Consider the following 24,537-nt stretch of genomic DNA (forward strand, 5'->3'; position numbering starts at 1 on the left):
CCCGCATTTACCCCACCACCCACCCGTGTCGACCCCAACCACCCGTCAAGAAAGCGGGTCGCGGTTGCGCGACGGCAGCCGTGCCGTATGCGCTCGTTCGACGTCGCGGTAGGCGTTCGCTGTGCCCGCAGCAAACAATTGTCGACGGGAAAACCCGCGAGCCCGCTAGCAGCAGCCCTTGAGCCGGACCGCCAAATAGTCGGTGACCTTGTCCATGGCGATCCGTTGCTGGGTCATGGCATCGCGCTCACGGACGGTGACGGCGTTGTCCTCGAGCGAGTCGAAGTCGACGGTCACGCAAAACGGTGTCCCGATTTCGTCCTGGCGCCGGTAACGACGCCCGATGGCGCCCGCATCGTCGAATTCGATGTTCCAATAGGCACGCAATTCGGCGGCGAGGTCGCGTGCCCTGGGGCTCAGGTCCGCGTGCCGCGACAGCGGCAACACCGCCGCCTTGACCGGTGCCAGCCGGGCGTCCAGTCGCAGAACGCTCCGCTTCTCCATCACACCCTTGGCATTGGGGGCCTCGTCCTCGCTGTAGGCGTCGATCAAAAAGGCCATGAAGGAACGGGTCAGGCCCGCGGCCGGTTCGATGACGTAGGGCGTGTACCGAGTGTCGTTGACCTGGTCGTAGAAGTTCAGCTCGGTGCCGGAATGCTTTGAGTGCGTTGACAAGTCGAAGTCGGTGCGGTTAGCCACACCTTCCAGCTCGCCCCACGGGTTGCCCGCGAAGCCGAACTTGTACTCGATGTCGACCGTGCGGTCGGAGTAGTGCGACAGCTTCTCCTTGGGATGCTCCCACAGGCGCAGGTTCTGCTGATCGATACCCAGGTCGACGTACCACTGCAACCGGGTGTCGATCCAATACTGATGCCACTCCTTCGCGGTCGACGGCTCGACGAAGAACTCCATCTCCATCTGCTCGAACTCGCGGGTGCGGAAGATGAAGTTGCCGGGGGTGATCTCGTTGCGGAAGCTCTTGCCGATCTGGCCGATGCCGAAGGGGGGCTTCTTGCGCGACGTCGTCACGACGTTGGCAAAGTTGATGAAGATGCCCTGTGCGGTTTCCGGGCGCAGATAGTGCAACCCCTCCTCGGTCTCGATAGGTCCGAGGTAGGTCTTGAGCATCATGTTGAATTCGCGCGGCTCGGTCCACTGGCCGGGCTCGCCGGTGTCCGGGTCGCGAACATCGGCCAGACCGTTGGGCGGCGGATGGCCGTGCTTTGCTTCGTAGGCTTCGATGAGATGGTCAGCCCGGTAGCGCTTGTGCGTGATGAGCGACTCGACCAGGGGGTCGTGGAAGACCTCGACATGGCCCGAGGCGACCCATACCTCGCGCGGCAAGATGATCGACGAATCGATACCCACCACGTCGTCGCGGCCGGTGACCACCGACCGCCACCACTGGCGTTTGATGTTCTCTTTGAGTTCCACCCCGAGCGGACCGTAGTCCCACGCCGACTTGGTACCGCCGTAGATCTCACCCGACGGATAGACGAAGCCGCGCCGTTTGGCCAGGTTCACCACAGTGTCGATGACAGACGCCACGCGGTACCGCACTCCCTTCCCAAGTTGGGCAACTGTATGCAGCGGGCAATCACTGCGCAGGAAACCTCAGTCATGGTAGCGATCGGCCGGCCTTCTTTGACATGCATCATCACGCATGTGACAGTGGAGGACAGCCGCGGGCTGTTCTGCAGCCGTTTCGCACCAAGCGGTCCCCATGCCGGCACGTCTTGAGGTGGTGACTCAGATATGGCGACGTCCCCCGCTACGCCTGTCGCCGTTGACGACCTGGTTGGTCATCATGAGCATGGTGCCGGCAGCGCCTCGGGACATCCGGCATCGCCCGCGCCCCCGCCACGAGAGATTCTCGACGCCGCCGGCGAGCTGCTGCGCGCACTGGCCGCGCCGGTACGCATCGCCATCGTGCTGCAATTGCGCGAATCGCAACGCTGCGTGCATGAACTGGTCGACGCGTTGGGTATACCGCAACCACTGGTCAGCCAGCATTTGAAAATTTTGAAGGCGGCGGGTGTCGTCACCGGGGAGCGGTCTGGCCGCGAAGTGCTGTACCGGCTCGCCGACCACCACCTCGCGCATATCGTCGTCGACGCGGTCGCCCACGCCAGCGAGGAGTCGCCGTGACCGGACCCAGTGTCCGGTCCACGCGCCAGCGGGCGGCGATCTCCACGTTGCTGGAGACGGTCGACGATTTCCGCTCGGCCCAGGAATTGCATGACGAACTGCGCCGTCGGGGCGAAACCATCGGCCTGACCACCGTCTATCGCACCCTCCAGTCGATGGCCGCCGCGGGTGTGGTCGACACGCTGCGAACCGACACGGGTGAGTCCGTCTACCGCCGCTGCTCGGAATATCATCACCACCACCTGGTGTGCCGCAGCTGCGGCTCCACCATCGAGGTCGCCGACCACGAAGTCGAGGTGTGGGCGGCGGAAGTAGCCGCCCGGCATGGGTTTTCCGACGTCAGCCACACCATCGAAATTTTCGGCAACTGTGCAGACTGCCGGTCCTGAAATTCGGGCCGCGCTGCCACACCGAAATCGACAGCGCAGCGAAGTCCTCCTCGAACTTTCTCACGCTGACGTCGGTCTCGGCGTCAGGGGGCCCCGGCAATCAATGCCTCACGCACCCGGGCGCCGGTGTCGAGCACCAGCAGGATCAAGGTGCGCAGCGCGTCGTCGCCCAGCCCGGCGCCGGGAAAGTTGTACCGCAGCATGACATCCCCGATTTTGGATACTGTCTTGCCAGCGCCCTTGGCCGTGCCGTTGTCGGGGTCCTTCTCCAGCACGGTGATCCCGCCGAAATTGACGTCGCGCGCCTGCTTGGCCGCTCGCTCGCGAATCCTCCTGGTCAACGGCAGATCCCAGGCCACTATCTGAGTGAGCGACACCAACTCGAGACCCTCGGCGATGTTGACCACCCGTAACGACGCGAACGTGCCGCCATGGCGGACCGTCAGCGCCCCGTCGGATTCCTGCTCGACGGAAACGACGTCGGACAGTATCGAGGCGAGCCGCTGCTGCAGTGCGGGCATTAGGCGCTCCCGAACCGTCGATTGCGCGATGCGTACTCCTCGCAGGCCGCCCACAGGTCGCGGCGGTCGTAGTCCGGCCACAGCTTGTCCTGGAAGATGTACTCGGCGTACGCCGCCTGCCACAACATGAAATTGCTGGACCGCTGCTCCCCCGAAGTCCGCAGGAACAGGTCGACGTCGGGGATGTCAGGGCGCTGCATGTGACGGGAGATCGTGGACTCGCTGATGCGCTCCGGGTTCAACCGACCGGCGGCCACCTCGCGCGCGATTTGCCGTGTGGCGTCGGCAATTTCGGTGCGTCCGCCGTAGTTTACGCAGTAATTGATGGTGATGACGTCGTTGTACCTCGTCATCTGCTCGGCCACCGCCAGTTCGTTGATGACGCTGCGCCACAGCCGCGGCCGCGAACCCACCCACCGGATCCGCACACCCATCTCCTTGAGATTCTCCCGGCGTCGCCGCACCACATCGCGGTTGAAACCCATCAGGAAGCGGACCTCCTCGGCCGAACGCTTCCAATTTTCGGTGGAGAAGGCATAGAGGCTGAGCCATTTGATTCCGAGTTCGATTGCGCCACAAGCGATGTCGATCACTACCGCCTCACCCATCTTGTGCCCCTCGGTGCGACGCAGGCCACGCTGGGTGGCCCACCGGCCGTTGCCGTCCATCACGATGGCGACGTGGTTGGGCAACCGGTCCGCCGGAATCCGGGGCGCAGCCACCTTCGAGATGTGCTGCGGTGGCCGGCGCGGGCCGCCGTCGGGCGATGGCGGCAGCACCGGGAAGACAACCGGCCACGTCGACGTGTCGGGGAAGGTCGGATAGTCGTCCGGTGCGGGGGGCAGCTGTGGAAAGTCGGTGGACGTCAGCGTTCGCTCGGCCTTCTTAGCCACACTCACCTACCTGCCCGGTCAGCCCGGCCCGACGCTCGGCAACGGTGCGATCGATCCGGTAGGTCCGCTCGACCAGCGGCAACGTCTTGAGTTGACGTTCCAGATGCCATTGCAGATGCGCGGCCACCAACCCGCTGACGTAGCCGCGATGCGATTGCGGCGCCTGCTCGGCGGCCTCCCAATCACCGTCGTGCAGGGCCGACATCAACTCCAGGACGCCCAGCGGCGGCGTCGTCGAACCGGCGGGACGGCAGTGCACGCAGACACTGCCCCCCGCGGCAATGTGAAACGCCCGATGCGGCCCGGGGGTGGCGCAACGGGCGCATTCGGTCAGCGCCGGCGCCCAGCCGGCGATACCCATGGCACGCAGCAGATAGGCGTCCAACAGCAGGTCGCGAGGACGACGTCCGTCGGCAACCGCCCGCAACGCACCCACCGTGAGCCGGTGCAGGGCCGGGGCGGGCGCCCGCTCTTCACCGGCAAGGCGCTCGGCGGTTTCCAGCATCGCGCAACCGCAGGTGTAGCGGCCGTAGTCGTTGACGATGTCGGTGGCGAACGCATCGATGGAGACGACCTGGGTGACGATGTCGAGGTTGCGGCCGGGGTGTAGCTGCGCGTCGATGTGCGCGAACGGCTCCAACCGGGCACCGAATTTGCTGCGGGTGCGGCGTACCCCCTTGGCCACCGCACGAACCAGCCCGTGGTCGCGGGTCAGCAGGGTGACGATCCGGTCGGCTTCGCCGAGCTTGTGCTGGCGCAGCACAACAGCCCGGTCTCGATATAGCCGCATCCCCATAGTTTCGCACCCCACCGCGACATCGCGGGTATCCGCGCCGATAGTCTCGTACCCCGTGGTTGGCGCTTCTGGGTCCGCTTCCGGGTCCGCTTCCGGGGCCGTTTCCGGGTCCGGTGCCCAGCGCTTGCCCACCTTGACCGATCTTCTCTACCAGCTGGCCAACGGCTCGGTGACCTCCGTCGAGCTGGTACGCCGATCCCTGTGCGAGATCCAGGCGAGCCAGTCCACGCTCAACGCATTCCGGGTGGTCCTGGCCGAGTCCGCCCTGGCTGACGCGGCCGTGGCGGACCGACGACGCTCGGCCGGTGACGCCGCGCCGCTGCTGGGCATCCCGATCGCGGTCAAAGACGACGTCGACGTTGCTGGGGTGCCCACCGCCTACGGCACCCAGGGGTATGTCCCGCCCGCTACCACCGACTCGGAGGCCGTCCGGCGTCTCAAGGCGGCCGGGGCGGTGATTGTCGGCAAGACCAACACCTGTGAGCTGGGCCAGTGGCCGTTCACCAGCGGGCCGGGGTTTGGCCACACCCGCAACCCGTGGGCGCGCCGCCATACACCGGGCGGGTCGTCGGGCGGCAGCGCGGCCGCGGTGGCCGCCGGCCTGGTCACCGCCGCAATTGGCTCCGACGGGGCCGGCAGCATCCGGGTGCCCGCGGCGTGGACCCACCTGGTGGGCATCAAACCGCAGCGTGGGCGCATCTCCACCTGGCCGCTGCCGGAGGCGTTCAACGGCATCACGGTCAACGGCGTACTGGCCCGCACGGTGGCCGACGCGGCCCTGGTGCTCGACGCGGCGTCCGGCAACGTCGAGGGCGATCTGCACACGCCGCCGCCGATGACGGCCTCCGATTACGTCGGCATCGCTCCCGGTCCGCTGAAGATCGCCCTGTCCACCCGGCCGCCGTTCAACGGTTTTCGGGCCAAGCTGCATCCGGAGATCCTGGCGGCGACGCGTCAGGTGGGTGAACAGCTTCAGCTGCTCGGCCACACCGTGGTGCGCGGCAACCCCGACTACAGCGTGCAGATGTCATGGGACTTTCTCGCCCGGTCCACCGCCGGACTGTGGCAGTGGGCGCAACGGCTGGGCGACGGCGTCACACTGGACCCGCGCACAGCCTCGAATCTGCGCACCGGACACATGCTTTCGCAGGCCATCCTGCGTAGCGCGCGCCGCCACGAGGCTGCCGCGCACCGCCGAGTGGGCTCCATCTTCGACATCGTCGATGTGGTGCTGGCACCGACGACCGCGCAGCCACCGCCACTGGCCCGCGCCTTCGACCAGATGAGCGGGCTGGCCACCGACCGCGCCATGATCGCGGCGTGCCCCTACACCTGGCCGTGGAATCTGTTGGGCTGGCCGTCGATCAACGTGCCCGCAGGGTTCACCGTCGAGGGCCTGCCCATCGGTGTTCAGCTCATGGGACCTGCCAACAGCGAAGGCATGCTGATCTCGCTGGCCGCCGAGTTGGAAGCCGTGTGCGGCTGGGCGGCCAAGCAGCCCAAGGTGTGGTGGGACGACGGCACCGACACTCCTCCCCCACACAGCGTCCGGCCGCCGCAGCGTTAGCAGCACCGGCTCAGGCGCGCAACGCATTTCGCCGACCAAGGGCCGCGACGTTCAAAACCCCAGCCGGCCAAGCTGTTTCGGGTCACGCTGCCAGTTCTTGGCGACTTTGACGCGCAAATCGAGGTAGACCTTGGTCCCCAGCAGTTTCTCGATCTGAGTGCGCGCCGCGGTGCCCACCTGTCGCAGCCGGACGCCGCCCTTACCGATGACGATCCCCTTCTGGCTGTCACGCTCGACGTACAACACGGCGTGCACGTCGATCAGGTCGTCCCTGCCGTCGCGCGGGCTGACGTCGTTGATGACCACAGCCAGCGAATGGGGCAGTTCGTCATGGACGCCCTCCAACGCGGCCTCGCGGACGAACTCCGCCATCAAAACCTCTTCGGGTTCGTCGGTCAGCTCACCGTCGGGGTAGTACGCCGGCCCGGGCGGCAAGGCGCCGGCCAGCACGTCGATCAGCACGTCCACCTGCGCGCCGGTCACCGCCGATACCGGGACGATTTCGGCTGGGCCGGAAGAGTTCTCCAGGAGTTCACTGACCGCCACGAGCTGCGCGGCCACCCGCTCCTTGGGCACCTTGTCGATTTTGGTGACAACGACGACGAGCTTCTGCGGCGTCGCGCCGGACGCGACGGTGCGAATCTGGTCGAGGATCCACCGGTCACCCGGGCCGATCGCTTCGTCAGCGGGGATGCACAATCCGATCACGTCGACCTCGGCGTAGGTGGCCCGGACCAAGTCGTTGAGCCGCTTGCCCAGCAGCGTTCGCGGCCGATGCAGGCCTGGCGTGTCGATGAGAATGATCTGGAAGTTCTCCCGATGCACGATCCCGCGGATGGTGTGCCGAGTGGTTTGCGGGCGCATCGAGGTGATCGCAACCTTGGTGCCCACCAGCGCATTGGTCAGCGTCGACTTTCCGGTGTTGGGCCGGCCGACCAAACAGACGAAGCCGGAACGGAATTCGGCCGTCATAACGGGCTTCCGGTGCTGTCGGTGACTATTACCACCGCCATTGGCGACAGTTCCCGCAATGCCGCGATGCCCGGGTCGTCGAGGGATCCGCCGACCAGAGCGGCAGCCTGTAGACCGGTCGTCCCGCTGGATACGGCGGCAGCCACCGCCGCCTGCAATCCGGTCAGCCGCAGCGCCGCCAAGTTCACCGGCACGCCCGTGTAGCTGCGCCCGTCGCGATCACGCACCGCCGCACCGCTTTTGGCCTCGCTCCGCGCCATCGCCGCCCGCGCCAGCACCACCAGCTTGACGTCCTCGGCGCCCAGCGGCTCACCCATCGCGATCGTCCTCTTCACCGCGTTGACCGGAGCCGTCGGCTGCTACGGTTTCGGCGAGAGTTTCGGCGAGCTCTGCGGGGCTCACCAGCACAGTGCCGATCCGCACCCGGCCGCGATGGTCGCGGCCACCCTCGGCCTGCAGACGCAGACCGTGGGATACCACCTCGGCGCCGGGCAGCGGGACGCGGCCCAATTCCAGCGCCAGCAAACCGCCGACAGTGTCGACGTCGAGATCGCCGTCGAATTCTATGCCGTACAACTCGCCCACATCCTCGATCGGCAGCCGCGCCGATACCCGAAATCGCTTGCCGCCCAGATCTTCTACCGGCGCCGTCTCGGCCTCGTCGTACTCGTCGGCGATCTCGCCGACGATTTCCTCCAGCACGTCTTCGATACTGACCAGGCCGGCGATGGCGCCGTATTCATCGACCAGCAGCGCCATGTGGTTGCGGTCGCGCTGCATTTCCCGCAGCAACGCGTCCAGCGGTTTGGAGTCGGGCACGAACACCGCCGGGCGCATGACGTCTGCCACGGCGCTTTCCCGTCCGCCCCCGGTCGAGAAGACGGTCTGGCGCACAAGATCTTTCAGGTACACCACGCCGAGAACGTCGTCGACGTTCTCGCCGATCACCGGAATGCGGGAATGACCGCTGCGCACGGCCAGGTTCATCGCCTGAGCCGGTGATTTGTCCCCTTCGATCCAGATCATCTCGGTGCGCGGCACCATCACTTCGCGGGCGGGGGTGTCGCCCAGCTCGAAGACCGACTCGATCATCTTGCGTTCGTCGGCGGCGACCACACCGCGCTGCTGAGCCAGGTCGACGACTTCGCGCAGTTCGACCTCGGAGGCGAACGGCCCGTTGCGAAACCCGCGACCCGGGGTGAGCGCGTTGCCCAGCAACACCAGCAGCCGGCTGATAGGCATCAGCAGCCACGAAATCACTTGCAACGGAACGGCGGTGGTCAGCGCGATCGAATAGGCATGCTGACGCCCCAGGGTGCGCGGACCCACACCGATGACGACGAAGCTGGTCACCACCATGATGGCGGCGGCCACGAACAACCCGCCGTTGAGGCTCAGGTTGTGCCGGAAAAACACCACCAGAAACGCGGTGGCGGTGATCTCGCACACGATCCGCAGCAACACCACCAAATTGATGTAGCGCGGCCGTTCGACCATCACCTTGAGCAGCGCCACCGCGCCCGGCCGGGCCTCACGCACCAGCTCCTGCACACGGGCCAGCGACACCGTGCTGAAGGCGGCGTCCAGCGCCGCGAATACACCGCCGAGTCCGATCAACACGATCGCACCGAGCAGCTGAGCAAGACCGGTCACGACTCGTCAAAGTACCTGGACTTGTCCAGCAGCCGGCGGTCTCGTTCATGTTGGCGGTCATGCTGGTAAGCCTCGACCTGGTCGGCGACCCACTCTTCCAGCAACCGCTGCTGCAGAGCGAACATCTCCCGCTCCTCGTCCGGCTCGCCGTGGTCGTAGCCGAGCAGATGCAGCACACCGTGAATCGTCAGCAGTGCCAGCTCATATCCCAGGCTGTGCCCCGCGGCGGCCGCCTGCTCGGCCGCGAATTCCGGGCACAGCACGATATCGCCGAGCATCGCCGGGCCGGGCTCGGGCGCGTCGGGGCGCCCTCCGGGCTCCAGCTCGTCCATCGGAAAGCTCATCACGTCCGTCGGCCCGGGCAGATCCATCCAGCGCATGTGCAAATCGGCCATCGCGGCGGTGTCGAGCAGCACCATCGACAATTCCGCGCCCGGGTTGACGTCCATCTTCTCGATGACAAATCGTGCGACGCTGACCAGCTCGGTCTCGGAAACGTCGATGCCGGACTCGTTGGATACTTCAACACTCATAGCTGCTCATAAGCCTGCTCATAAGACTGCACGCACTCATCATCGACGACTGCGGGCCCCGGCCGCGCGCCGAGCCGCCCGATTCATCCCCGAGCCGGGCTCCTCGGAGCGGGCGTAGGCCTCGACGATCTCCGAGACCAGCCGGTGGCGTACCACGTCCACACTGGTCAATTCCGCGATGTGAATGTCGTCGATGTCCTCGAGGATGTCCACCGCCGCGCGCAGGCCGGACTTGGCGCCACCCGGCAGGTCGATCTGGGTGACGTCGCCGGTGACGACGACCTTGGAGCCAAACCCCAAGCGGGTCAGGAACATCTTCATCTGCTCGGCCGTGGTGTTCTGCGCCTCGTCGAGGACGATGAACGCGTCGTTGAGGGTACGGCCACGCATATACGCCAGCGGCGCCACCTCGATGACCCCGGCCGACATCAGCTTCGGGATAAGTTCGGGATCCATCATGTCGTACAGCGCGTCATACAACGGCCGCAGGTACGGGTCGATCTTCTCGCTCAGCGTGCCCGGCAAAAAACCAAGGCGCTCACCGGCTTCCACGGCCGGACGGGTCAAGATGATGCGGGTGACCTGTTTGGTCTGCAACGCATGCACCGCCTTGGCCATTGCCAGATAGGTCTTCCCGGTACCGGCCGGGCCGATCCCGAACACGATGGTGTTGGCATCGATCGCGTCGACATAGCGCTTCTGGTTGAGCGTCTTGGGCCGAATCGTCTTGCCGCGGCGCGACAGGATGTCGAGGGTGAGCACTTCGGCCGGCGACTCGTTGCCCGCGCCGAGCAGCATCGCAACGCTGTGACGCACCACCTCAGGAGTCAACGACTGTCCCCGGGCGACAATCGCGACGAGTTCGGAAATTGCGCGTTCGGCCAGCGCAACATCGGCCGGTTCGCCGGAAAGCGTCACCGAGTTGCCGCGTACGTGCAGGCCGGCGGGCAGGGTGCGTTCCAGTGCGCGCAGGTTCTCATCTGCCGATCCGAGTAAGCCCACGACCAAGTCAGGCGGAACATCGATGCTGCTGCGAACCTGAGATGAAGCCGGTAGTGCGTCAGCAGCCTTGGTTTCGCGGGGCGTCACGTGGTTTCTGATGCCTACTTTCTGGGTTCGCGAGCGACGACAGCCGGTAGCCAAGTCTACCGCCGGGTGCGCCTCGCCGGCCTGGTCCAGTGGAAATGCCGCCCCGAAACCAGGTCGAAGAACCGTCGACTGTGACTGCGGTGCGCTAGCTGCGCTGTGCCGCCACCGGAATCTTGCTGACGACGGCCGGCACGCCACCTTTGACCGGCCACGGAAGGGCGGGATCATGTTCGGGGGCCCAACCGGCGCGGATCTGTATCCGGAACCGCTGATGAACCTGGGCGAGAAAGAATTGGGCCTCCAGGTAACCCATGGCCGCGCCGAAACAGCGGTGCGGCCCCGCGCCGAAGGGCAGGAAAGCCAGATTCGGCCGGGCGGCGACGATGTCCTTGTCGTAAAACCGGATCGGCTCATACTTGTCGGCGTCGGGGCCCCACCAGCGCGGGTCACGCTGCAGGGCATAGATCGGCAGGCCGATCAGGGTGCCGCGACGGATGCGGTAGCCGCCGATGATGTCGTCGATCATGGCGAACCTCGGCTGCAGCAGCAGGCCCTGCAGACGCTGGCCCTCCTCGAAACACGCCTTCGCCCACTCCAGCCTGTCCAAGTCGGCGTAGCAGGGCAGCGCTCCGCCGAGTGCGTCGACCTCCTCGTACAGCCGCCGCTGCGCCTGCGGATTCTGCGCAAGCAGCGCCAGTGTCCACGCCAATGCGGCGACCACTGTTTCATATCCGCCGCCAATCAGCATGATTGCCTCGGTGATCACGTCGCGCGGGCTGATGGGCGTGCCGTCCTCATAGCGCGCGTCGAGGAGTATCTGCAGCAGGTCGTTGTAGGAGCGGGAATCGGCCAGCCGTTCCTCGACCCGTCGCTGCACCCAGCGCCGCATCCGCAGCCAGGCCTGCAGTGGGTTCCCGTCGCCCGGCAGCACCCGCGGCGGGGCACCGAGCAGCAACGGCGATGATGCGCTCTGCATCAGGGTGCGGACGTCGGCGTCGAGCCGATGCAGCTCGTCGTCGGAGAGCCCCATGGTGAACATCGCCCGCATGAACGCCGGGATCACCACGCCGTTGATCTCGTGCTGCAGGTCGATCGACTCGCCGGACTGCGCGAACCGGTCCCACCTGGCCAACCGGTTGGCGAATTCGTCGGCGACGGTGGCGGCGACCCGGCTCAGCTGCTGGCGGCCCATCATCGGTGTCAGCGGCTTGCGGCGGCGGCGGAACTCGCCGCCTCCATCATCTGCATGGAAGCGCCCAGCACTTTTTTCGCCGCACCCGCGGCGGGTCCGATCAGGCTGTACTCGCCGTCGCGGTGACTCATGACGTGACGCACGTGGTCGGGATGATTCAGGACCACCACGTCGTACAACGGCAGCGGCAGCCGGTAGATGTCGCCGTAGGTCTTCCCCAGCTGTTGCAGGTATGCGAACGGGTCGGACTTGAGTTCGGGCAGGACCCCAACGAAGGGGCGCCCACGCGGGCCGGGTGGGCGCGGCGCCCGATGGTGGCGCCCCGCACCCAACGCATCGCGCGCGCCCGACCGGGTTGCGGGTGACCCAGAAGGTGTCTCGTTCGGTCGCTTTCATGGAATGGCTCTCCGCACTGTTGATCCGCGCTGGCGCCTCGGCGGGCATCACCGGCGTGGAAGTCGCAATATGTTGCCGGTCAGCAGCTTTCGAAGCAATACATCCGGTAGGAGCTCTCGCCGTTTTGCAACCCGCGGCAGAGCCTGGCGTTCGAGGCGGCTACGGCGTCGCGGACAAGCCCACGAAGCATCGCCGGCGTCCGGCGAGTGAACATGTGCTGCGAACGCGGCAGGCTCTTTTCCAGCCCGCGCACCACCTGCTCGTTGATGATCTCCTTGGACAGCATCCGCAGCGGCGCATCGGCCAGCTCGCTTTCCCACTGGGCGACGTGGTCGCCGTGCCGGACATCGGCGTACAGCAGATGCCCGCCCGGGCGCAGCACACGCGCGACTTCGGCGAGAAAGCGAGGCACCGACGGGTAGCAGTGCGAGGCCTCGATATTGACGACGGCATCGAAGGAATTGTCGGGGAATGGCAGGTTCCCGGCGTCGCCCTGCACGAAGTCCAGCCCCGGCAGCTGGTGGGTTTTGCGGCAGACCTCGATGCCGGCGGGGTTGAGGTCCAGGCCGGTGTAGGCGGCCGGATGCAGGGTGCGCATCAGATAGGAGGCTCCGCCGCCGTGGCCGCAGCTCGCCTCCAGCACCTTCTTTCCGGCAATGTCGGCCTGGGTCGCCGTGCGGTGGTAGAGCTGAATGCAATACCGGTGAGGCTCGTCAATCTCCGAAAGCGGGATGGCCATCGGCGGGTCTTCCTCGTAGCCGAGATTCAGCAACGCCACGTCGTCGGCGCCGTGGCGGGTGATGAAGGGGTAGTAGTACTTGGCGAAGACTCTCCAGGCGGGGGTCGACACCAGTCTGGTTGCAAGGCCCATGGTTCTGGTATGCCCACTGGCCGGGGAATACACACCCCGTGGTGCCCAGTGGTTCACGTCACCGCGGGTCAATCCCCCGGCGCGCCTCCAACTGGCCGCGGCGGAGCAACGTATTTGCCGGCACATCCTTGTCCAGGACCTTGTGCGCCTGGGCCACGCCGGCGACCGGCAGCAGATCCTCGTGCAGCAGCCCGACCTGCACCAGCAGCGAGGCCTGATCCCAGTAGATCCGTTCGTAGGCGACTTTCGGCTCCCCGGATTCCGGGTTCGCCTGGAATCCCATCACCACGACGACGGGCAGCATCACCGCGCGGCCGGTGGGCGCCACGTTGGGCAGGAAAGTCGGCATCGCAATGTCATGGGTAAACGACATGACCATCTCGTCGACGACGCGATCGGTGCCGACGGTGCGACAGACCGGGATGATCCTGGTGTCGTCGGGCCAGTGCCCGATGAAGTATTGGCCGTAGAACTCGGCGACCCCGGGGGCACCGACGCCGCCCATCATGGTCGGCACATGGTTGACGTAGGGATCGGCGGTCATCGTCGCCATGGTCGCAGCGAGGTCCTTGGCTACGAACTCGTGAGCGACGTGTTCGTCGAAGATCGCACCCAGGTCGTGGACGGTATCGGTCATGGGGCACGCTCCTTTCGCACCGAAGAGTCCCACGCCGGCAACGACGATGTGCGGGAACCAGCGGTTCAGCCCGCGCACCCGCCTCAATCCCACCTCGGGGTCAGCACCCCCAGCGCGCCCAGCGCCACCGCGGCCGCGGTCGACGTCCGCAGCACCGTCGGGCCCAACCGGACCGCAACCGCGCCGGCGCCGGTCAGCGCGGTGATCTCCTCCGGCGCGACACCGCCTTCGGGGCCGACCACAAGCATCAGCGAATTCGCCTGTGCCAGAGCAACTTCGGCGAGCCGATCGGTAGCCGACTCATGTAAGGCCAGCACCATCGCACCGCAAGCCACCTCGTCAGCCACCCGGTCTACCAACGCCGCCGTGGACAGCGGGCCGTCGACCGGCGGGATATAGGCCCGCCGCGATTGCCGTGCCGCCGAGCGGGCGACCGCTCGCCACCGGCGCAGACCCTTGTCGAGGCGCGAACCGGTCCAGCTCGCCACGCAACGCGCCGCCTGCCACGCCACGAACGCATCGGCGCCGGCCTCGGTGGCCAACTCGATCGCCAGTTCGGAACGCTCGGATTTGGGCAGCGCCTGCACCACCGTCACCGCCGGCCGAGCCGGCGGGGCGCTGCAGCGTTCCAGCACCCGGGCAGCCAAGCCGTGGCGTCCGGCCTGCTCGATCACGCAGCGTGCCAACTCACCGGCGCCGTCGCCGAGCACCACCTGCTCGCCCGGACGCATCCGCCGCACGGTGGCGGCGTGGAAACCCTCGTCGCCATCCACCACCGCCAGCGCGCCGGCCTCGGGCAGCGCGTCGACGTAGAACAACGTCGCCACCATGCGCGTCTTCGACCGGCTAGCGTCCGGTGAAGGTTTCGCGCAACCGGCTGAACAGCCCCCCACCGGCCGCGTGCGTCGACCGGACCTCGGCCACGTCGCGGCTTCGGCGGTTCTTGAACTCGCGCAGCAGTTCCGCGTCGTGGTGGTCCAGCCGGGCGGGGACCACCACCTCGACGTGGACGTGCAGGTCTCCGCGAGCGTTGGAGCGCAAGTGCGGCATCCCGCGGCCCCGTAGCGTGATGACCGAACCCGGTTGGGTCCCCGGCGGAATGACGATCTCACCGGGGCCGTCCAGGATGGCATCCAGGGTCACTGTGACACCCAGCGCCGCGTCCACCATCGGCACCGACACCGTGCAGTGCAGGTCGTCGCCCTCGCGCGCGAAAATGTCGTGGGCCTGTTCGTGTACCTCGACGTACAGGTCACCCGCCGGTCCGCCCCCGGGGCCGACCTCGCCCTGGGCGGCCAGACGCACCCGCATACCGTCGCCGACGCCGGCCGGGATCTTGACTGTGATCTCGCGGCGCGCCCGCACTCGGCCGTCACCCATGCACTGGTGGCAGGGGTCGGGAATGACGACCCCCACACCGCGACAAGTGGGGCACGGGCGCGACGTCAGCATCTGCCCGAGCAGCGAACGCTGGACGGTTTGCACCTCCCCACGGCCACCGCAGGTGTCGCAGGGCACGGGCGCGGAATCACCGTTGGTGCCCCTGCCCTGGCAGCGGTCACACAGCACCGCGGTGTCGACGGTGACCTGCTTGGTGACGCCGGTCGCACACTCTTCGAGATCCAGCCGCATCCGCAGCAGCGAGTCCGAACCCGGGCGAACGCGGCCGATCGGGCCGCGGGACGCCGAAGCGCCGCCGAAGCCGCCACCGAAGAACGCCTCGAATACGTCGCCCAGCCCGCCGAAGCCGCCGAACCCCGAGCCCGACGCGCCGGCGCTTTCCAGCGGGTCCCCGCCCAGGTCGACGATCCGGCGTTTCTCCGGGTCGCTCAACACTTCGTAGGCGGCGCTGATCTCTTTGAACTTCGCCTGCGCCGCCTCGTCGGGATTGACATCGGGATGCAGCTCACGAGCCAACTTGCGGTAGGCGCGTTTGATCTCTTGGTCGCTGGCGCCCTTGCTCACGCCGAGCAGCCCGTAGTAATCGCGTGCCACGATTAACCTTCCTCGTACCGCCCTACGCGGCGATCCACAAATCTTGCAGCCGGTGCGCGGTCATCGAGCACCCAGCACTTCGCCGATATACATGGCAACCGCGGCGACACTGGCGATAGTTCCCGGGTAGTCCATCCGGGTCGGGCCCAGCACACCCATGCCGCCGTAGACGGTGTCGTTGCTGCCGTAGGCGGTGGTCACCATCGACGTGCCAGCCATTTGCTCGACTTCGGTTTCATGGCCGATGCGCACCGTCACCTTGCCCGCTTCCTGCTGCGCCGCCAACAGCCGCAGCACCACCACCTGCTCCTCCAGTGCTTCCAGGATGGAACGCAGCGACCCACCGAAGTCCGCGGCGTTGCGGGTCAGGTTCGCGGTTCCGCCCATGAGCAGGCGCTCCTCGGTGTGTTCCACCAACGACTCCAGTAACACGGTCGCCGAGCGGCCGACCGCGTCGCCCAGGCCCCCGGCCCCGTTGAGCTGGCTGGCGAGATCGGCAACCGCGATGGAGGCCGCCGACAGCTTCTTACCTTCCAGCGCCTGGCCGAGCAGCTCGCGCAGCTGGGACAGTTGGTGGTCGTCGATGACGTCGCCGAGTTCGACGATGCGCTGGTCCACGCGCCCGGAATCGGTGATCACCACCATCAGCAGCCGGGCGGGGGTGAGTGCGATCACTTCCAGGTGGCGAACCGTCGAGCTCGACAACATCGGGTACTGCACCACCGCGACCTGCCGGGTCAGCTGCGCTAGCAGTCGCACCGCGCGGCGCAGCACGTCGTCGAGGTCGACCCCGGAAGCCAGGAAGCTCTGAATCGCGCGCCGCTCGGCCTTGGACAGTGGTTTCACGTCGTCGAGGCGGTCGACGAACTCCCGGTACCCCTTTTCGGTGGGCACCCGTCCGGAGCTGGTGTGCGGCTGGGTGATGTATCCCTCGGCTTCCAGCACCGCCATGTCGTTGCGGATCGTGGCGCTGGATACTCCCAGATTGTGGCGGTCTACCAGGGATTTCGAGCCGATCGGCTCCTGGGTGGCGACAAAGTCGGCGACAATGGCGCGCAGCACCTCGAAGCGGCGTTCGTCCGCATTGCCCATCGACTGTCACCTCCTTCGCGCCCGGTCGGCCGGGTTCATTTTACGGGCTTGGCGGTACCTGACCGTCAAGCTGCGGCAGAGGGGTGCAGCACCGGGGCTGGTCCCCCGGCGAGCGGATCCGCATATTCAGTCGGAGGTCTGCTTCCGTGTCGCCTTTGCGGCTAGCCTGTTCGGCATGATCATGTGCGGTTTGCACGGCGCGTCAGCGGCGGTCCGCCAATGATTTTCAAGGGAGTGCGCGAAGGTAAGCCCTATCCCGATCACGGGTTGTCCTATCGGGACTGGTCGCAGATTCCGCCCCAGCAGATACGGCTCGACGAACTGGTCACCACCACCACGGTGCTCGCGTTGGACCGCTTGCTCTCGGAGGATTCCACGTTCTACGGCGACCTTTTCCCGCACGCCGTGAAGTGGCGCGGGGTGACGTACCTCGAGGACGGCTTGCACCGGGCGGTGCGGGCAGCGCTGCGTAACCGAACGGTGCTGCATGCGCGGGTGTTCGACATGGACATGCAGCCGGGTGGCCCGCGCTAAGAGTTGACGGCCCGCCGCGGATCGATTGGTCACATTTTCCTGTCGCCAGGTGTCGATGTAGCAAAAGCCACCGATCCATGAGGAGCACGCAATGTCCCGGCTCAGCGGAATCTCCGACCATGACGCCAGCCTGGGCGCCAGGATTGCCTTCTTTGTCACCAAGCGCAAGCTGGCGAAGCTGGCCGGACTGCAAACAGCCGCCATGTTGGAACCACTGCGGATCTACGCCCACATTCCCACATTGCTCAGCGCCTACGGCGGCCTCGAGCGGGCGGAATCCAAACTAGACATGCTCAGCCCCCGGGTTCGGGTCCTGGCTGAATTGACCGCAGCCACGACCGTGGGCTGTGCATACTGCATCGACCTGGGCTCGCAGATCGCCCGCCGTCTCGGACTCGGCGACCAGGAACTGCTGGCGCTGGCCGACTTCGAGCGGGCCGCCTGCTTCTCCGACGTCGACAAGTTGGTGCTGCGGTACGCCACGGCAATCAGCCGCACCCCGGTCGCGGTCAGCGACGAGCTGTTCGAGGCGTTACGCGCACAGTTCGACACGGCTCAACTCGTGGCGCTCACCCACGTCGTCACCCTGGGCAATCTGCGTGCCCGGTTCAATATCGCGCTGGGCATCGAGGCTTCAGGCTTCTCGGGCTTCTCGGGGTTCTCGGGCTCCTCGGGCTTCTCGGGCTTCTCGGGGTTCTCGGGCAACCGGGTGTGCGCGCTGCCTCACCCCACGGCACGATGACGGCCGACCCGGCGCTGACCGCGCGTTTTGAGGCGGCCCGGCCGCGGCTGGGTGCGCTGGCCTACCGGATGCTGGGCTCGGTCGACGACGCGCAGGACGCCGTGCAGGAGGCGTGGCTGCGACTCGACGCGGGCCCGGCCGGCGGTATCGCCAACCTCGACGCGTGGCTGACCACCGTGGTGGCCCGGATCTGTCTGAATGTGCTGCGCGACCGGCGCGCTCACGAGCTGGTCGAGCGGCTGCCGGATCCGATCGTGGACCCGTTCGGGGAATTCGACCCCGAGCACCGGGCAATGCTGGCCGACGCGGTGGGGCTGGCGTTGTTTTTCGTGTTGGACACGCTGCCCCCGCCGGAGCGGCTGGCCTTCGTGCTGCACGACGTGTTCGCCGTCCCGTTCCAGCAGATCGCGTCGCTGGTCGAACGCTCGCCGGAGGCGACGCGCAAACTGGCCAGCCGCGCGCGGCGGCGCATCGAGCGTGCCGACGCCGTTCCCGACTGCGACATCGCGGCGCAGCGCCGGCTCGTCGACGCCTTCTTCGCGGCGGGACGCAGCGGTGACTTCGGCCGGCTGGTGTCGTTGCTCGACCCCGGCGTCGTGTTACGCGGCGACCTGGGACCCGGAGCCGTCCGTGCGGCGCGCGGAGCTTCGGCCGTGGCCGCACTGGCCCGCAGCTACGCGGCACCCGAACGCGAGGTGCGGCCCGCGACCGTCAACGGCGCGGCCGGCGCGGTCGTCTTCGTCGCCGGCTGCCCCGCCGCGGTCATGGGTTTCCTGGTGCGCAACGAAAGGATCGCCGCGATCGACGTGCTGGCCGATCCGCAGCGCATCGCCAAGCTCGATCTGGGCGCGCTGAACCGCTAGGACGGGTCAGTGTCCCGCGGCCTGCAGCAGTTCCATGGCCGAGCTGCGCGACAGCATCCAGCTGCCCTGGTTGACGAACGTGACGTTCTGCGTGACCGGCGCGGTCAGCTTGGGGCCGGAGACGGCAACGTCGGCCGTGGCGGTGCCGGCGCCGGCCGACTGGATGTTGGACACGGTGAACGACAACGGCAGGTCCCCGTTCTTGGCGGCCTTCTTCAGCTCGTGGTCGGCCAGGCGTGCCTCGGTCCCGCCGATACCCCCTTCGACCAAGTCGCTCTTGTTCGCAAACGGGACACTGGGATCGGCAAGGCTGTTGAGCAGGGTGGTCAATTGAGCGGCGGTTGGCAGGTTTGCGGCCGGGGCGGGGTCCTGCGGCCAGGGCGTTCCGTAGACCACCGGCAGCACCTGGCTTACCGCCGAGCTCTCCGATGTCATGGACGTCACACCCGCGGCGGCAGCGCCGATTGCGGCGACCACTGCCGCAGCCGTAGCGATTGACTTCATGGTCATGTTCCCCCTCGACTTGCCTGTTTGATGGCACTTGTCTGGTAGCACTTGTCTGAAAGCAAGTGTGCCAGGTGCCAATGCCGTTTGGTTTTACGCCAGGTTGTACCCAGCCAGGTTGTACCCAGATTGTACCCAGGTTGTACCAGGTGTCCGCGCCCCATGAGATAGACCGACCGACCGGATTCGGTTGCGCGTCAGGATGCGTCGTTGTTGAATGGCGCACCGCTGCCTTACGCTGATGGGCTTGGCGCGGCGAATTGCACTGGTGGAATGGAAGGGGAGGCGGCTTGCGCGCGCTCGGCTATCCCGACCACACAACATTTGCATTCCGTTCCGGCGTCACCTGCTTGACCACGCCTGCTGGAGCTGTGCTGCTGAATCCACCGCTCAGCGAGAAGCTGACGCGATTATCCGCGGCTCAACTACAGGCATTGAAATCCCTCAACGGAGGGCCGGCATCGATTTCGAAGATCGCCACGGCAGCAGACGAATCCGGTGTGGGCGCTCTGATCGATCGGCTCATGGCGAACGGCTGGCTGGCGATTACGGTGCGCGACAACGGAAACGACCTCTACTCCATCCTGCCGGTCGGACGACCACCGGGCCGGCCGGAACCGCCGCCGACGGGGCCCCTTACGCTGTCGAAGTTCGCTGTACTGCACCGGGACGCAGACGGTTTCGTCCTCGAGCATCCGCTGGCGTGGTGTGACGTGCGCATCCATGATGCCCGGCTGCTCACCCTGCTCGATGCGCCTCGAGCAGACGGCCACAACTCGGTGACCGCGGTCGCGTCGCAGTTCGTGAAGGACCTACGCTGGTGCGGGATGCTCGCCACGGCTGGCGACGAGGACGGCCGATTCGAGACCCGTAGTTGGAGCGCACCGGATCTGTGGTTTCACCGACGCAGCACTCTTGGTGAGCGCACCGTCACCTGGGACCATTTCGGGCCGACCAAGTGGGCAAGAGGTCGATTCCCCCAGCCGCCCGCGCGCAGGGCGGACTATCCGGGCCGGCCGATCCCTCTTCTCGTTCCCGATTTGACGGCTACCCGGACACAGGATCCCTCCCTGACCGCCGTCCTCGAACACCGGATTTCGACACGGACATTCGACGACACCGACCCGGCCACCATCGAACAGCTCGGCGAGTTGCTGTATCGCACCGCCCGGACGCGACGCATGCTGCCCGTCGACGAGGGCGAAGAATTGCTGTCGCGGCCATACCCTTCCGGTGGAGGCCTCTATGAACTCGAGCTCTACCCGGTGGTGCGACATGTCGTCGGACTCGAGCCCGGGATGTATCACTACGACTCCTTCGACCATGTGCTGCGCCCGGTGGCGCCCGCGGATTCAAAGGCCGTGTCCCAACTGATGAAACCGGCTGCGGCGACACTGCGCCAAGGTGCCGAGCCGCAGGTGCTCGTCGTTATCGCCGCCCGTCCCGGCCGCATCATGTGGACCTACGAACAAGTCGCCTACGCGGCGATCCTCAAGGATGTTGGCGTCCTCATGCAGACGATCTATCTGGTCGCGACAGCGATGGGCTTAGGTGCCTGCGCGCAAGGCTTCGGCGACACCGCCGCTTTCGTCGCGGCCACCGGAGTCGACGAGCTCCAAGAGTGCAACGTGGGCAGTATCATCATCGGCTCGCCTGCCCGAAGCTAGCCCTCGGCGAGGACCTCCGTGTCAGTCAACGCGGCGACCTCGAGGTAGTGGCGGGCGATGATCGGCAGTCGTTCCGGTGTGCCACGCTGAGCCTCCCGGGCACCGAGCCGTTCGGCGAATCCGGCCACCGTTCGGCTGGCGAACAGGTCCGAGACCACGGCATGATCGATGTCCAACCAGTCGCGTACCCGCGCGACGACCGTGGTGGCCAACACCGAATCGCCGCCCAGGGCCAAGAAATCATCCTGCACGCCAACTGAATCCACGCCCAACACGTCGGCGACAATGCCAGCGAGCGCGGCCTCCACATCGTTGCGTGCAGTACCGTTCTCATGATCTGTGGCACGTGGCTCCAGAAGCGCGGCCACGGCGCGGCGGTCCAGCTTGCCGTTCGCGGTCAGCGGAATCTGCTCGAAGAATACGGTTCGGCGGGGAATCATGTAGTCGGGCAGTAGATTTGCGACTGCCACCGTGACATCGCCGACCGCGTCCGGATCGCCCGCGATAGCGGCGACCAGCTTGGGCGCGGTGGTACCGACGACAGCCGCGACGGCATGTCGCACGCCGCGCACCGTACGAAGCGCACTCTCCACCTCGCCAAGCTCGACCCGATACCCACGAATCTGCACTTGGTTGTCTGCCCTGCCCAGGAACTCAATGGTGCCGTCGGGCCAATACCTGGCGATGTCACCCGTCTTGTACCAGCGAATACCATCATGCTCGACGAAGCGATCTGCGGTCCGTTGCACGTCATTGCGGTAGCCCGCAGCGACATTTGCGCCGCCGACCCACAATTCACCGGCAACCCAGTCGGGGCAGTCGCGACCCGACGGCGCAACGATTCGGCACCGCACATTGCGTAGTGGGATGCCGAACGGCACCGTCGCCCAGTGCGCCGGTGGTTCGCCTACCACTTCACACATCGTGTGGTGGATCGAAGTCTCGGTCGCGCCGCCGAGGCCAGCGAACCGGCATCCCGGAATCTGCCTGGCCACGCGGCGGGGCAGATCAGCGCCCACCCAGTCACCACCGACAATGATTGCGCGCATCGAATCACCCAGCCGATCCCCACCTTGCTCCAGAATCATGTCGAGCAGGCTAGGCACACAGTTGAGAATCGAAACTCTATGGCACCGAAGCAATTCCACCCAAGTGTGCGCCGCGTACGGTTGCCCGGCATCGACGACCACCAGTGCCCCACCCACCGAGAACATACCGAAGATGTCGTAGACCGAGAGATCGAACTCGATGGCGGACAACGCAAGCGCTCGATCGTTGCTGCCGACCCCGAACCACTCGTTCACGGTGTCGATCGTGTTCATCGCCGCGCTGTGCGGCACCTCAACACCTTTGGGCAGTCCGGTAGAACCCGACGTGAACAGTACGTAGGCGATCTCGCCGGTATCGGGGAAAGCCGGCTTGACGAGCGGCTCCGGAAAATTGCGTGCCGCATCGATAGATAAACAGGGAATCGCTGCACCGACATCCTCACCCTCGACCGTCAGCGCCGCAACGACATCACCGGTCTGCAGGAGCTTGGCACGCCGCGCAGCCGGCTGGTCGAATCCGATCGGCACGTAGGTGGCCCCGACGGCGAGTACACCGAGCACGGCCAGGACTTGATCGCGACCTCTCGGTAACTGGACGGCCACCGCATAGCCGGGTCGTACGTCAAGGGCGTGCAGCGCCCCAGCGACGGCAAGGCAGTGTTTCTCGAGTTCTCGGTAACTCCAGGTGCCCACTTCGTCGGCCACGCCCCAGATCACGGCCGGCGCATCCGGCGTCGCCGCCGCATGCTCGAAAAACCCTTGATGCAGACACCTACCGCTGACCGGACCATCGGTCACGTTCATCGCCCCGCGCAACTTTGCTTGCGCAGTGGGCAACCGGACCGCGGCCTCAGCGTCCCAGCCGGGATCGCCTGCAGCAAGCCGTTCGACCACTTCGGTGAAGTTGGCGAACATGGTGGCGACCAGGCCGGGCGGGAAGGCAGACTCGCGTACATCCCAATTGAGCAGCAACCCGCCGCGTACCTCGGTGACTTGGGCGTCCAGCAACACCTGAGGCCCCTGCGAAATGATCCACACCGGCTCGCCGAAGGTCTCGACGACCCTATCGGTAAACAGCTCGCCGAGATCGAGTGCACTGGTGAAGACCACCGGCGCCAGCACCTGCTTACCCCGGTATCTGCCCAGATCTCGTAACACCTCAAGCCCAGAATAGGCTGCGTGCGAACCGCTTTCGTACATGCTGCGTTGAATCGCGCAGGCCCGCTGGGCGATCGACATGTTTTCGGTGACGTCGACCTCTAGCAGGACCGAGGAAGTGAAGTCTCCGACCACACGGTCGATGTCCGGGTGCACCGGTTCGCGCTGAAACAGCGGAACGTTCAGCATAAATCTACTCTGCGCAGACCAACCGCCGATGGTATCGGCGAAGACCGCCGCCAACGCCATCGCCGGGGTGATCCCGCGCGCATGGGCGGCGGCTATCAGTCGCTGCTTTGCTTCCGGGGCCAGCCAGTGGTCGTAACGGATGGTGCGCTGCGAATCGGTGCGGTTGCCGATCGGGTTGGTCGGCAGTTCCGGCGCGCCAGGCATCTCGGGCAACCGCTGCTGCCACCAGTGTCGATCTCGCTCTCGCGCGGCACGGTCCTCGTGGCGTTCGGTGCGATAACGCCGGTAGCTGTAACTCAGGTCCGGAATCGTTGATCCACAGTACAATTCGGCCAAATCCGATACCACAACCCGATAGCTCATCGCGTCACAGGCCAGCATGTCGACGTCCAGGTGCAGCCGGGTCCGGTCCTGGTCGTACTGGGTCAGCGTGATATCGATGACCTGACCGTCTTCAATCTCAAGGTGCTGGTGAGTCTTACGGTGGCGCAGTTCGGCCAGTGTTGGTTCGAGCGTATCGGAGCTGTGCCCCCGCAGATCTACAACGCCGAACACCGGCCCGCCCGGTCTGAGCATCGTTTGCTGAGTCCCGTCGGGGAGGAATCTGGTGCGAAGCATTGGATGTCTCGCGACGAGGTCGGACACCGCCCTTTCCAGGCGTCCGGGGTCTATTCCCGCACCGTCGAATTCGACATAAAGATGGGCCGCGACACCGCCCAGCTCCTGCTTATCGGAACGGCCGACCCAGTACGCGTGTTGCATGGGGGCCAAGGGGAATGGAGCTTCCTGGGCTGGCGGCTCGGGAAGCTGAGCTGCGAGTGGCTCTGCTGTTGTTCTCATCTCATCCGCGGTCAGCAGAGCGTGCCACGAATCGATCGTGGGGCTGGCGGCAAGTTGGGCGAAAGTTACGTCGGCACCACGTTGACGCCATCTGCCGGCCAGCGCCATCATGCGGATCGAGTTCAGGCCCAGCTGAATGAGATTGTCGTGGTCGGCCACTTCTGCGGCCGCACATCCGAGCTGGGCAGCAACCGTCGCCCTGATGGCCTCCCTGCTGATCGGGTCTACCTCGCCGCCCATCCCCCGC

General features: G+C 66.2%; 24 protein-coding genes and 1 pseudogene. 7 read left to right on the forward strand and 18 right to left on the reverse strand.

Translation table 11 applies throughout. The features are described 5' to 3' along the window. Positions 1-165: 165 nt before the first annotated feature. Positions 166-1,560 (reverse strand): glycine--tRNA ligase, encoded by a 1,395-nt coding sequence (locus EET13_RS18565; RefSeq protein ID WP_122443663.1) that lies wholly within the window; start codon positions 1,558-1,560, stop codon positions 166-168. Between the two features lie 195 nt (positions 1,561-1,755). Between EET13_RS18565 and EET13_RS18570 the strand changes: the two genes are divergently transcribed. Both EET13_RS18570 and EET13_RS18575 read left to right on the forward strand, forming a co-directional pair. Beyond that, positions 1,756-2,148, forward strand: a complete 393-nt coding sequence (locus EET13_RS18570) for an ArsR/SmtB family transcription factor (RefSeq protein WP_122443664.1) — start codon at positions 1,756-1,758, stop codon at positions 2,146-2,148. Next, entirely contained in the window at positions 2,145-2,537 is a 393-nt protein-coding gene (locus EET13_RS18575) for a Fur family transcriptional regulator (protein ID WP_122443665.1), read from the forward strand. Before EET13_RS18570 ends, EET13_RS18575 begins: the two co-directional genes overlap by 4 nt. Before the next feature lie 83 nt (positions 2,538-2,620). Here EET13_RS18575 and EET13_RS18580 read toward each other — a convergent pair whose 3' ends face one another. Genes EET13_RS18580 through recO form a run of 3 tightly spaced genes read right to left on the reverse strand, consistent with a single transcriptional unit; the run spans position 2,621 to position 4,741 of the window. Next, positions 2,621-3,058 (reverse strand): hypothetical protein, encoded by a 438-nt coding sequence (locus EET13_RS18580; protein WP_122443666.1) that lies wholly within the window; start codon positions 3,056-3,058, stop codon positions 2,621-2,623. Then, positions 3,058-3,951 (reverse strand): decaprenyl diphosphate synthase, encoded by an 894-nt coding sequence (locus EET13_RS18585; RefSeq protein ID WP_122443667.1) that lies wholly within the window; start codon positions 3,949-3,951, stop codon positions 3,058-3,060. The genes EET13_RS18580 and EET13_RS18585 overlap by 1 nt, the downstream gene beginning before the upstream one ends. Next, the gene (gene recO, locus EET13_RS18590; protein ID WP_122443701.1) at positions 3,944-4,741 is read right to left on the reverse strand and encodes a DNA repair protein RecO; all 798 of its coding nucleotides are present in this window, start codon (positions 4,739-4,741) and stop codon (positions 3,944-3,946) included. The genes EET13_RS18585 and recO overlap by 8 nt, the downstream gene beginning before the upstream one ends. 61 nt (positions 4,742-4,802) lie before the next feature. Between recO and EET13_RS18595 the strand changes: the two genes are divergently transcribed. Continuing rightward, positions 4,803-6,314 carry an amidase gene (locus tag EET13_RS18595; RefSeq protein WP_122443668.1) on the forward strand — a complete coding sequence of 504 codons (1,512 nt, stop codon included), beginning with the start codon at positions 4,803-4,805 and terminating at the stop codon, positions 6,312-6,314. A gap of 51 nt (positions 6,315-6,365) precedes the next feature. Here EET13_RS18595 and era read toward each other — a convergent pair whose 3' ends face one another. The 12 genes and pseudogenes from era to hrcA all read right to left on the reverse strand — a co-directional run bounded on the left by era (position 6,366) and on the right by hrcA (position 16,744). Then, entirely contained in the window at positions 6,366-7,286 is a 921-nt protein-coding gene (gene era, locus EET13_RS18600) for a GTPase Era (protein ID WP_122443669.1), read from the reverse strand. Continuing rightward, a complete protein-coding gene (locus tag EET13_RS18605) occupies positions 7,283-7,603 on the reverse strand; it encodes a cytidine deaminase (protein ID WP_122443670.1) in 321 nt (106 codons plus the stop codon). Before EET13_RS18605 ends, era begins: the two co-directional genes overlap by 4 nt. Beyond that, a complete protein-coding gene (locus EET13_RS18610; RefSeq protein WP_122443671.1) occupies positions 7,596-8,939 on the reverse strand; it encodes a hemolysin family protein in 1,344 nt (447 codons plus the stop codon). Before EET13_RS18610 ends, EET13_RS18605 begins: the two co-directional genes overlap by 8 nt. Beyond that, the gene (gene ybeY / locus EET13_RS18615; protein ID WP_122443672.1) at positions 8,936-9,472 is read right to left on the reverse strand and encodes an rRNA maturation RNase YbeY; all 537 of its coding nucleotides are present in this window, start codon (positions 9,470-9,472) and stop codon (positions 8,936-8,938) included. The genes EET13_RS18610 and ybeY overlap by 4 nt, the downstream gene beginning before the upstream one ends. A gap of 39 nt (positions 9,473-9,511) precedes the next feature. Then, positions 9,512-10,561: a PhoH family protein gene (locus EET13_RS18620; protein WP_122443673.1), complete on the reverse strand. Its 1,050-nt coding sequence runs from the start codon at positions 10,559-10,561 to the stop codon at positions 9,512-9,514. A 145-nt stretch (positions 10,562-10,706) separates the two neighbouring features. Continuing rightward, positions 10,707-11,774: pseudogene (locus tag EET13_RS18625) on the reverse strand (cytochrome P450); the annotation flags it as partial. Then, complete coding sequence (locus EET13_RS32350; protein WP_280177882.1) at positions 11,762-12,085, reverse strand: cytochrome P450; 324 nt, start codon at positions 12,083-12,085, stop codon at positions 11,762-11,764. The pseudogene EET13_RS18625 and the gene EET13_RS32350, both read right to left, overlap by 13 nt. 143 nt (positions 12,086-12,228) lie before the next feature. Further along, positions 12,229-13,020 (reverse strand): phthiotriol/phenolphthiotriol dimycocerosates methyltransferase, encoded by a 792-nt coding sequence (locus EET13_RS18630; RefSeq protein WP_211189097.1) that lies wholly within the window; start codon positions 13,018-13,020, stop codon positions 12,229-12,231. Between the two features lie 58 nt (positions 13,021-13,078). Beyond that, positions 13,079-13,657 (reverse strand): hypothetical protein, encoded by a 579-nt coding sequence (locus EET13_RS18635; protein WP_136623196.1) that lies wholly within the window; start codon positions 13,655-13,657, stop codon positions 13,079-13,081. Between the two features lie 83 nt (positions 13,658-13,740). Next, a complete protein-coding gene (locus EET13_RS18640) occupies positions 13,741-14,487 on the reverse strand; it encodes a 16S rRNA (uracil(1498)-N(3))-methyltransferase (RefSeq protein ID WP_122443677.1) in 747 nt (248 codons plus the stop codon). Positions 14,488-14,503: 16 nt separating this feature from the next. After that, positions 14,504-15,652, reverse strand: a complete 1,149-nt coding sequence (dnaJ, locus tag EET13_RS18645; protein WP_122443678.1) for a molecular chaperone DnaJ — start codon at positions 15,650-15,652, stop codon at positions 14,504-14,506. 60 nt (positions 15,653-15,712) lie between these two features. Then, positions 15,713-16,744, reverse strand: coding sequence for a heat-inducible transcriptional repressor HrcA (gene hrcA / locus EET13_RS18650; RefSeq protein WP_122443679.1), 1,032 nt, complete (start codon positions 16,742-16,744; stop codon positions 15,713-15,715). A 219-nt stretch (positions 16,745-16,963) separates the two neighbouring features. Here hrcA and EET13_RS18655 point away from each other — a divergent pair, with 219 nt between their 5' ends. The 3 genes from EET13_RS18655 (at position 16,964) to EET13_RS18665 (ending at position 18,883) form a co-directional block, all read left to right on the forward strand. Beyond that, complete coding sequence (locus EET13_RS18655; protein WP_122443680.1) at positions 16,964-17,278, forward strand: type II toxin-antitoxin system VapB family antitoxin; 315 nt, start codon at positions 16,964-16,966, stop codon at positions 17,276-17,278. A gap of 91 nt (positions 17,279-17,369) precedes the next feature. Beyond that, positions 17,370-18,020, forward strand: a complete 651-nt coding sequence (locus EET13_RS18660) for a carboxymuconolactone decarboxylase family protein (protein ID WP_122443681.1) — start codon at positions 17,370-17,372, stop codon at positions 18,018-18,020. After that, the gene (locus EET13_RS18665; protein WP_122443682.1) at positions 18,017-18,883 is read left to right on the forward strand and encodes a sigma-70 family RNA polymerase sigma factor; all 867 of its coding nucleotides are present in this window, start codon (positions 18,017-18,019) and stop codon (positions 18,881-18,883) included. The genes EET13_RS18660 and EET13_RS18665 overlap by 4 nt, the downstream gene beginning before the upstream one ends. 6 nt (positions 18,884-18,889) lie before the next feature. On the opposite strand, the gene EET13_RS18670 is transcribed toward EET13_RS18665, so the two are convergent. After that, positions 18,890-19,393, reverse strand: coding sequence for an MTB12 family secreted protein (locus EET13_RS18670; protein ID WP_122443683.1), 504 nt, complete (start codon positions 19,391-19,393; stop codon positions 18,890-18,892). Positions 19,394-19,677: 284 nt separating this feature from the next. Between EET13_RS18670 and EET13_RS18675 the strand changes: the two genes are divergently transcribed. Then, the gene (locus EET13_RS18675) at positions 19,678-21,054 is read left to right on the forward strand and encodes a SagB family peptide dehydrogenase (protein WP_211186469.1); all 1,377 of its coding nucleotides are present in this window, start codon (positions 19,678-19,680) and stop codon (positions 21,052-21,054) included. Here EET13_RS18675 and EET13_RS18680 read toward each other — a convergent pair. After that, positions 21,051-24,530, reverse strand: coding sequence for a non-ribosomal peptide synthetase (locus tag EET13_RS18680; protein WP_122443685.1), 3,480 nt, complete (start codon positions 24,528-24,530; stop codon positions 21,051-21,053). The two genes, EET13_RS18675 and EET13_RS18680, sit on opposite strands and share 4 nt — an antisense overlap. Positions 24,531-24,537 lie beyond the last annotated feature (7 nt).

Origin of the sequence: Mycobacterium attenuatum, assembly GCF_900566085.1 — a bacterium.
Lineage (GTDB): Bacteria > Actinomycetota > Actinomycetes > Mycobacteriales > Mycobacteriaceae > Mycobacterium > Mycobacterium attenuatum.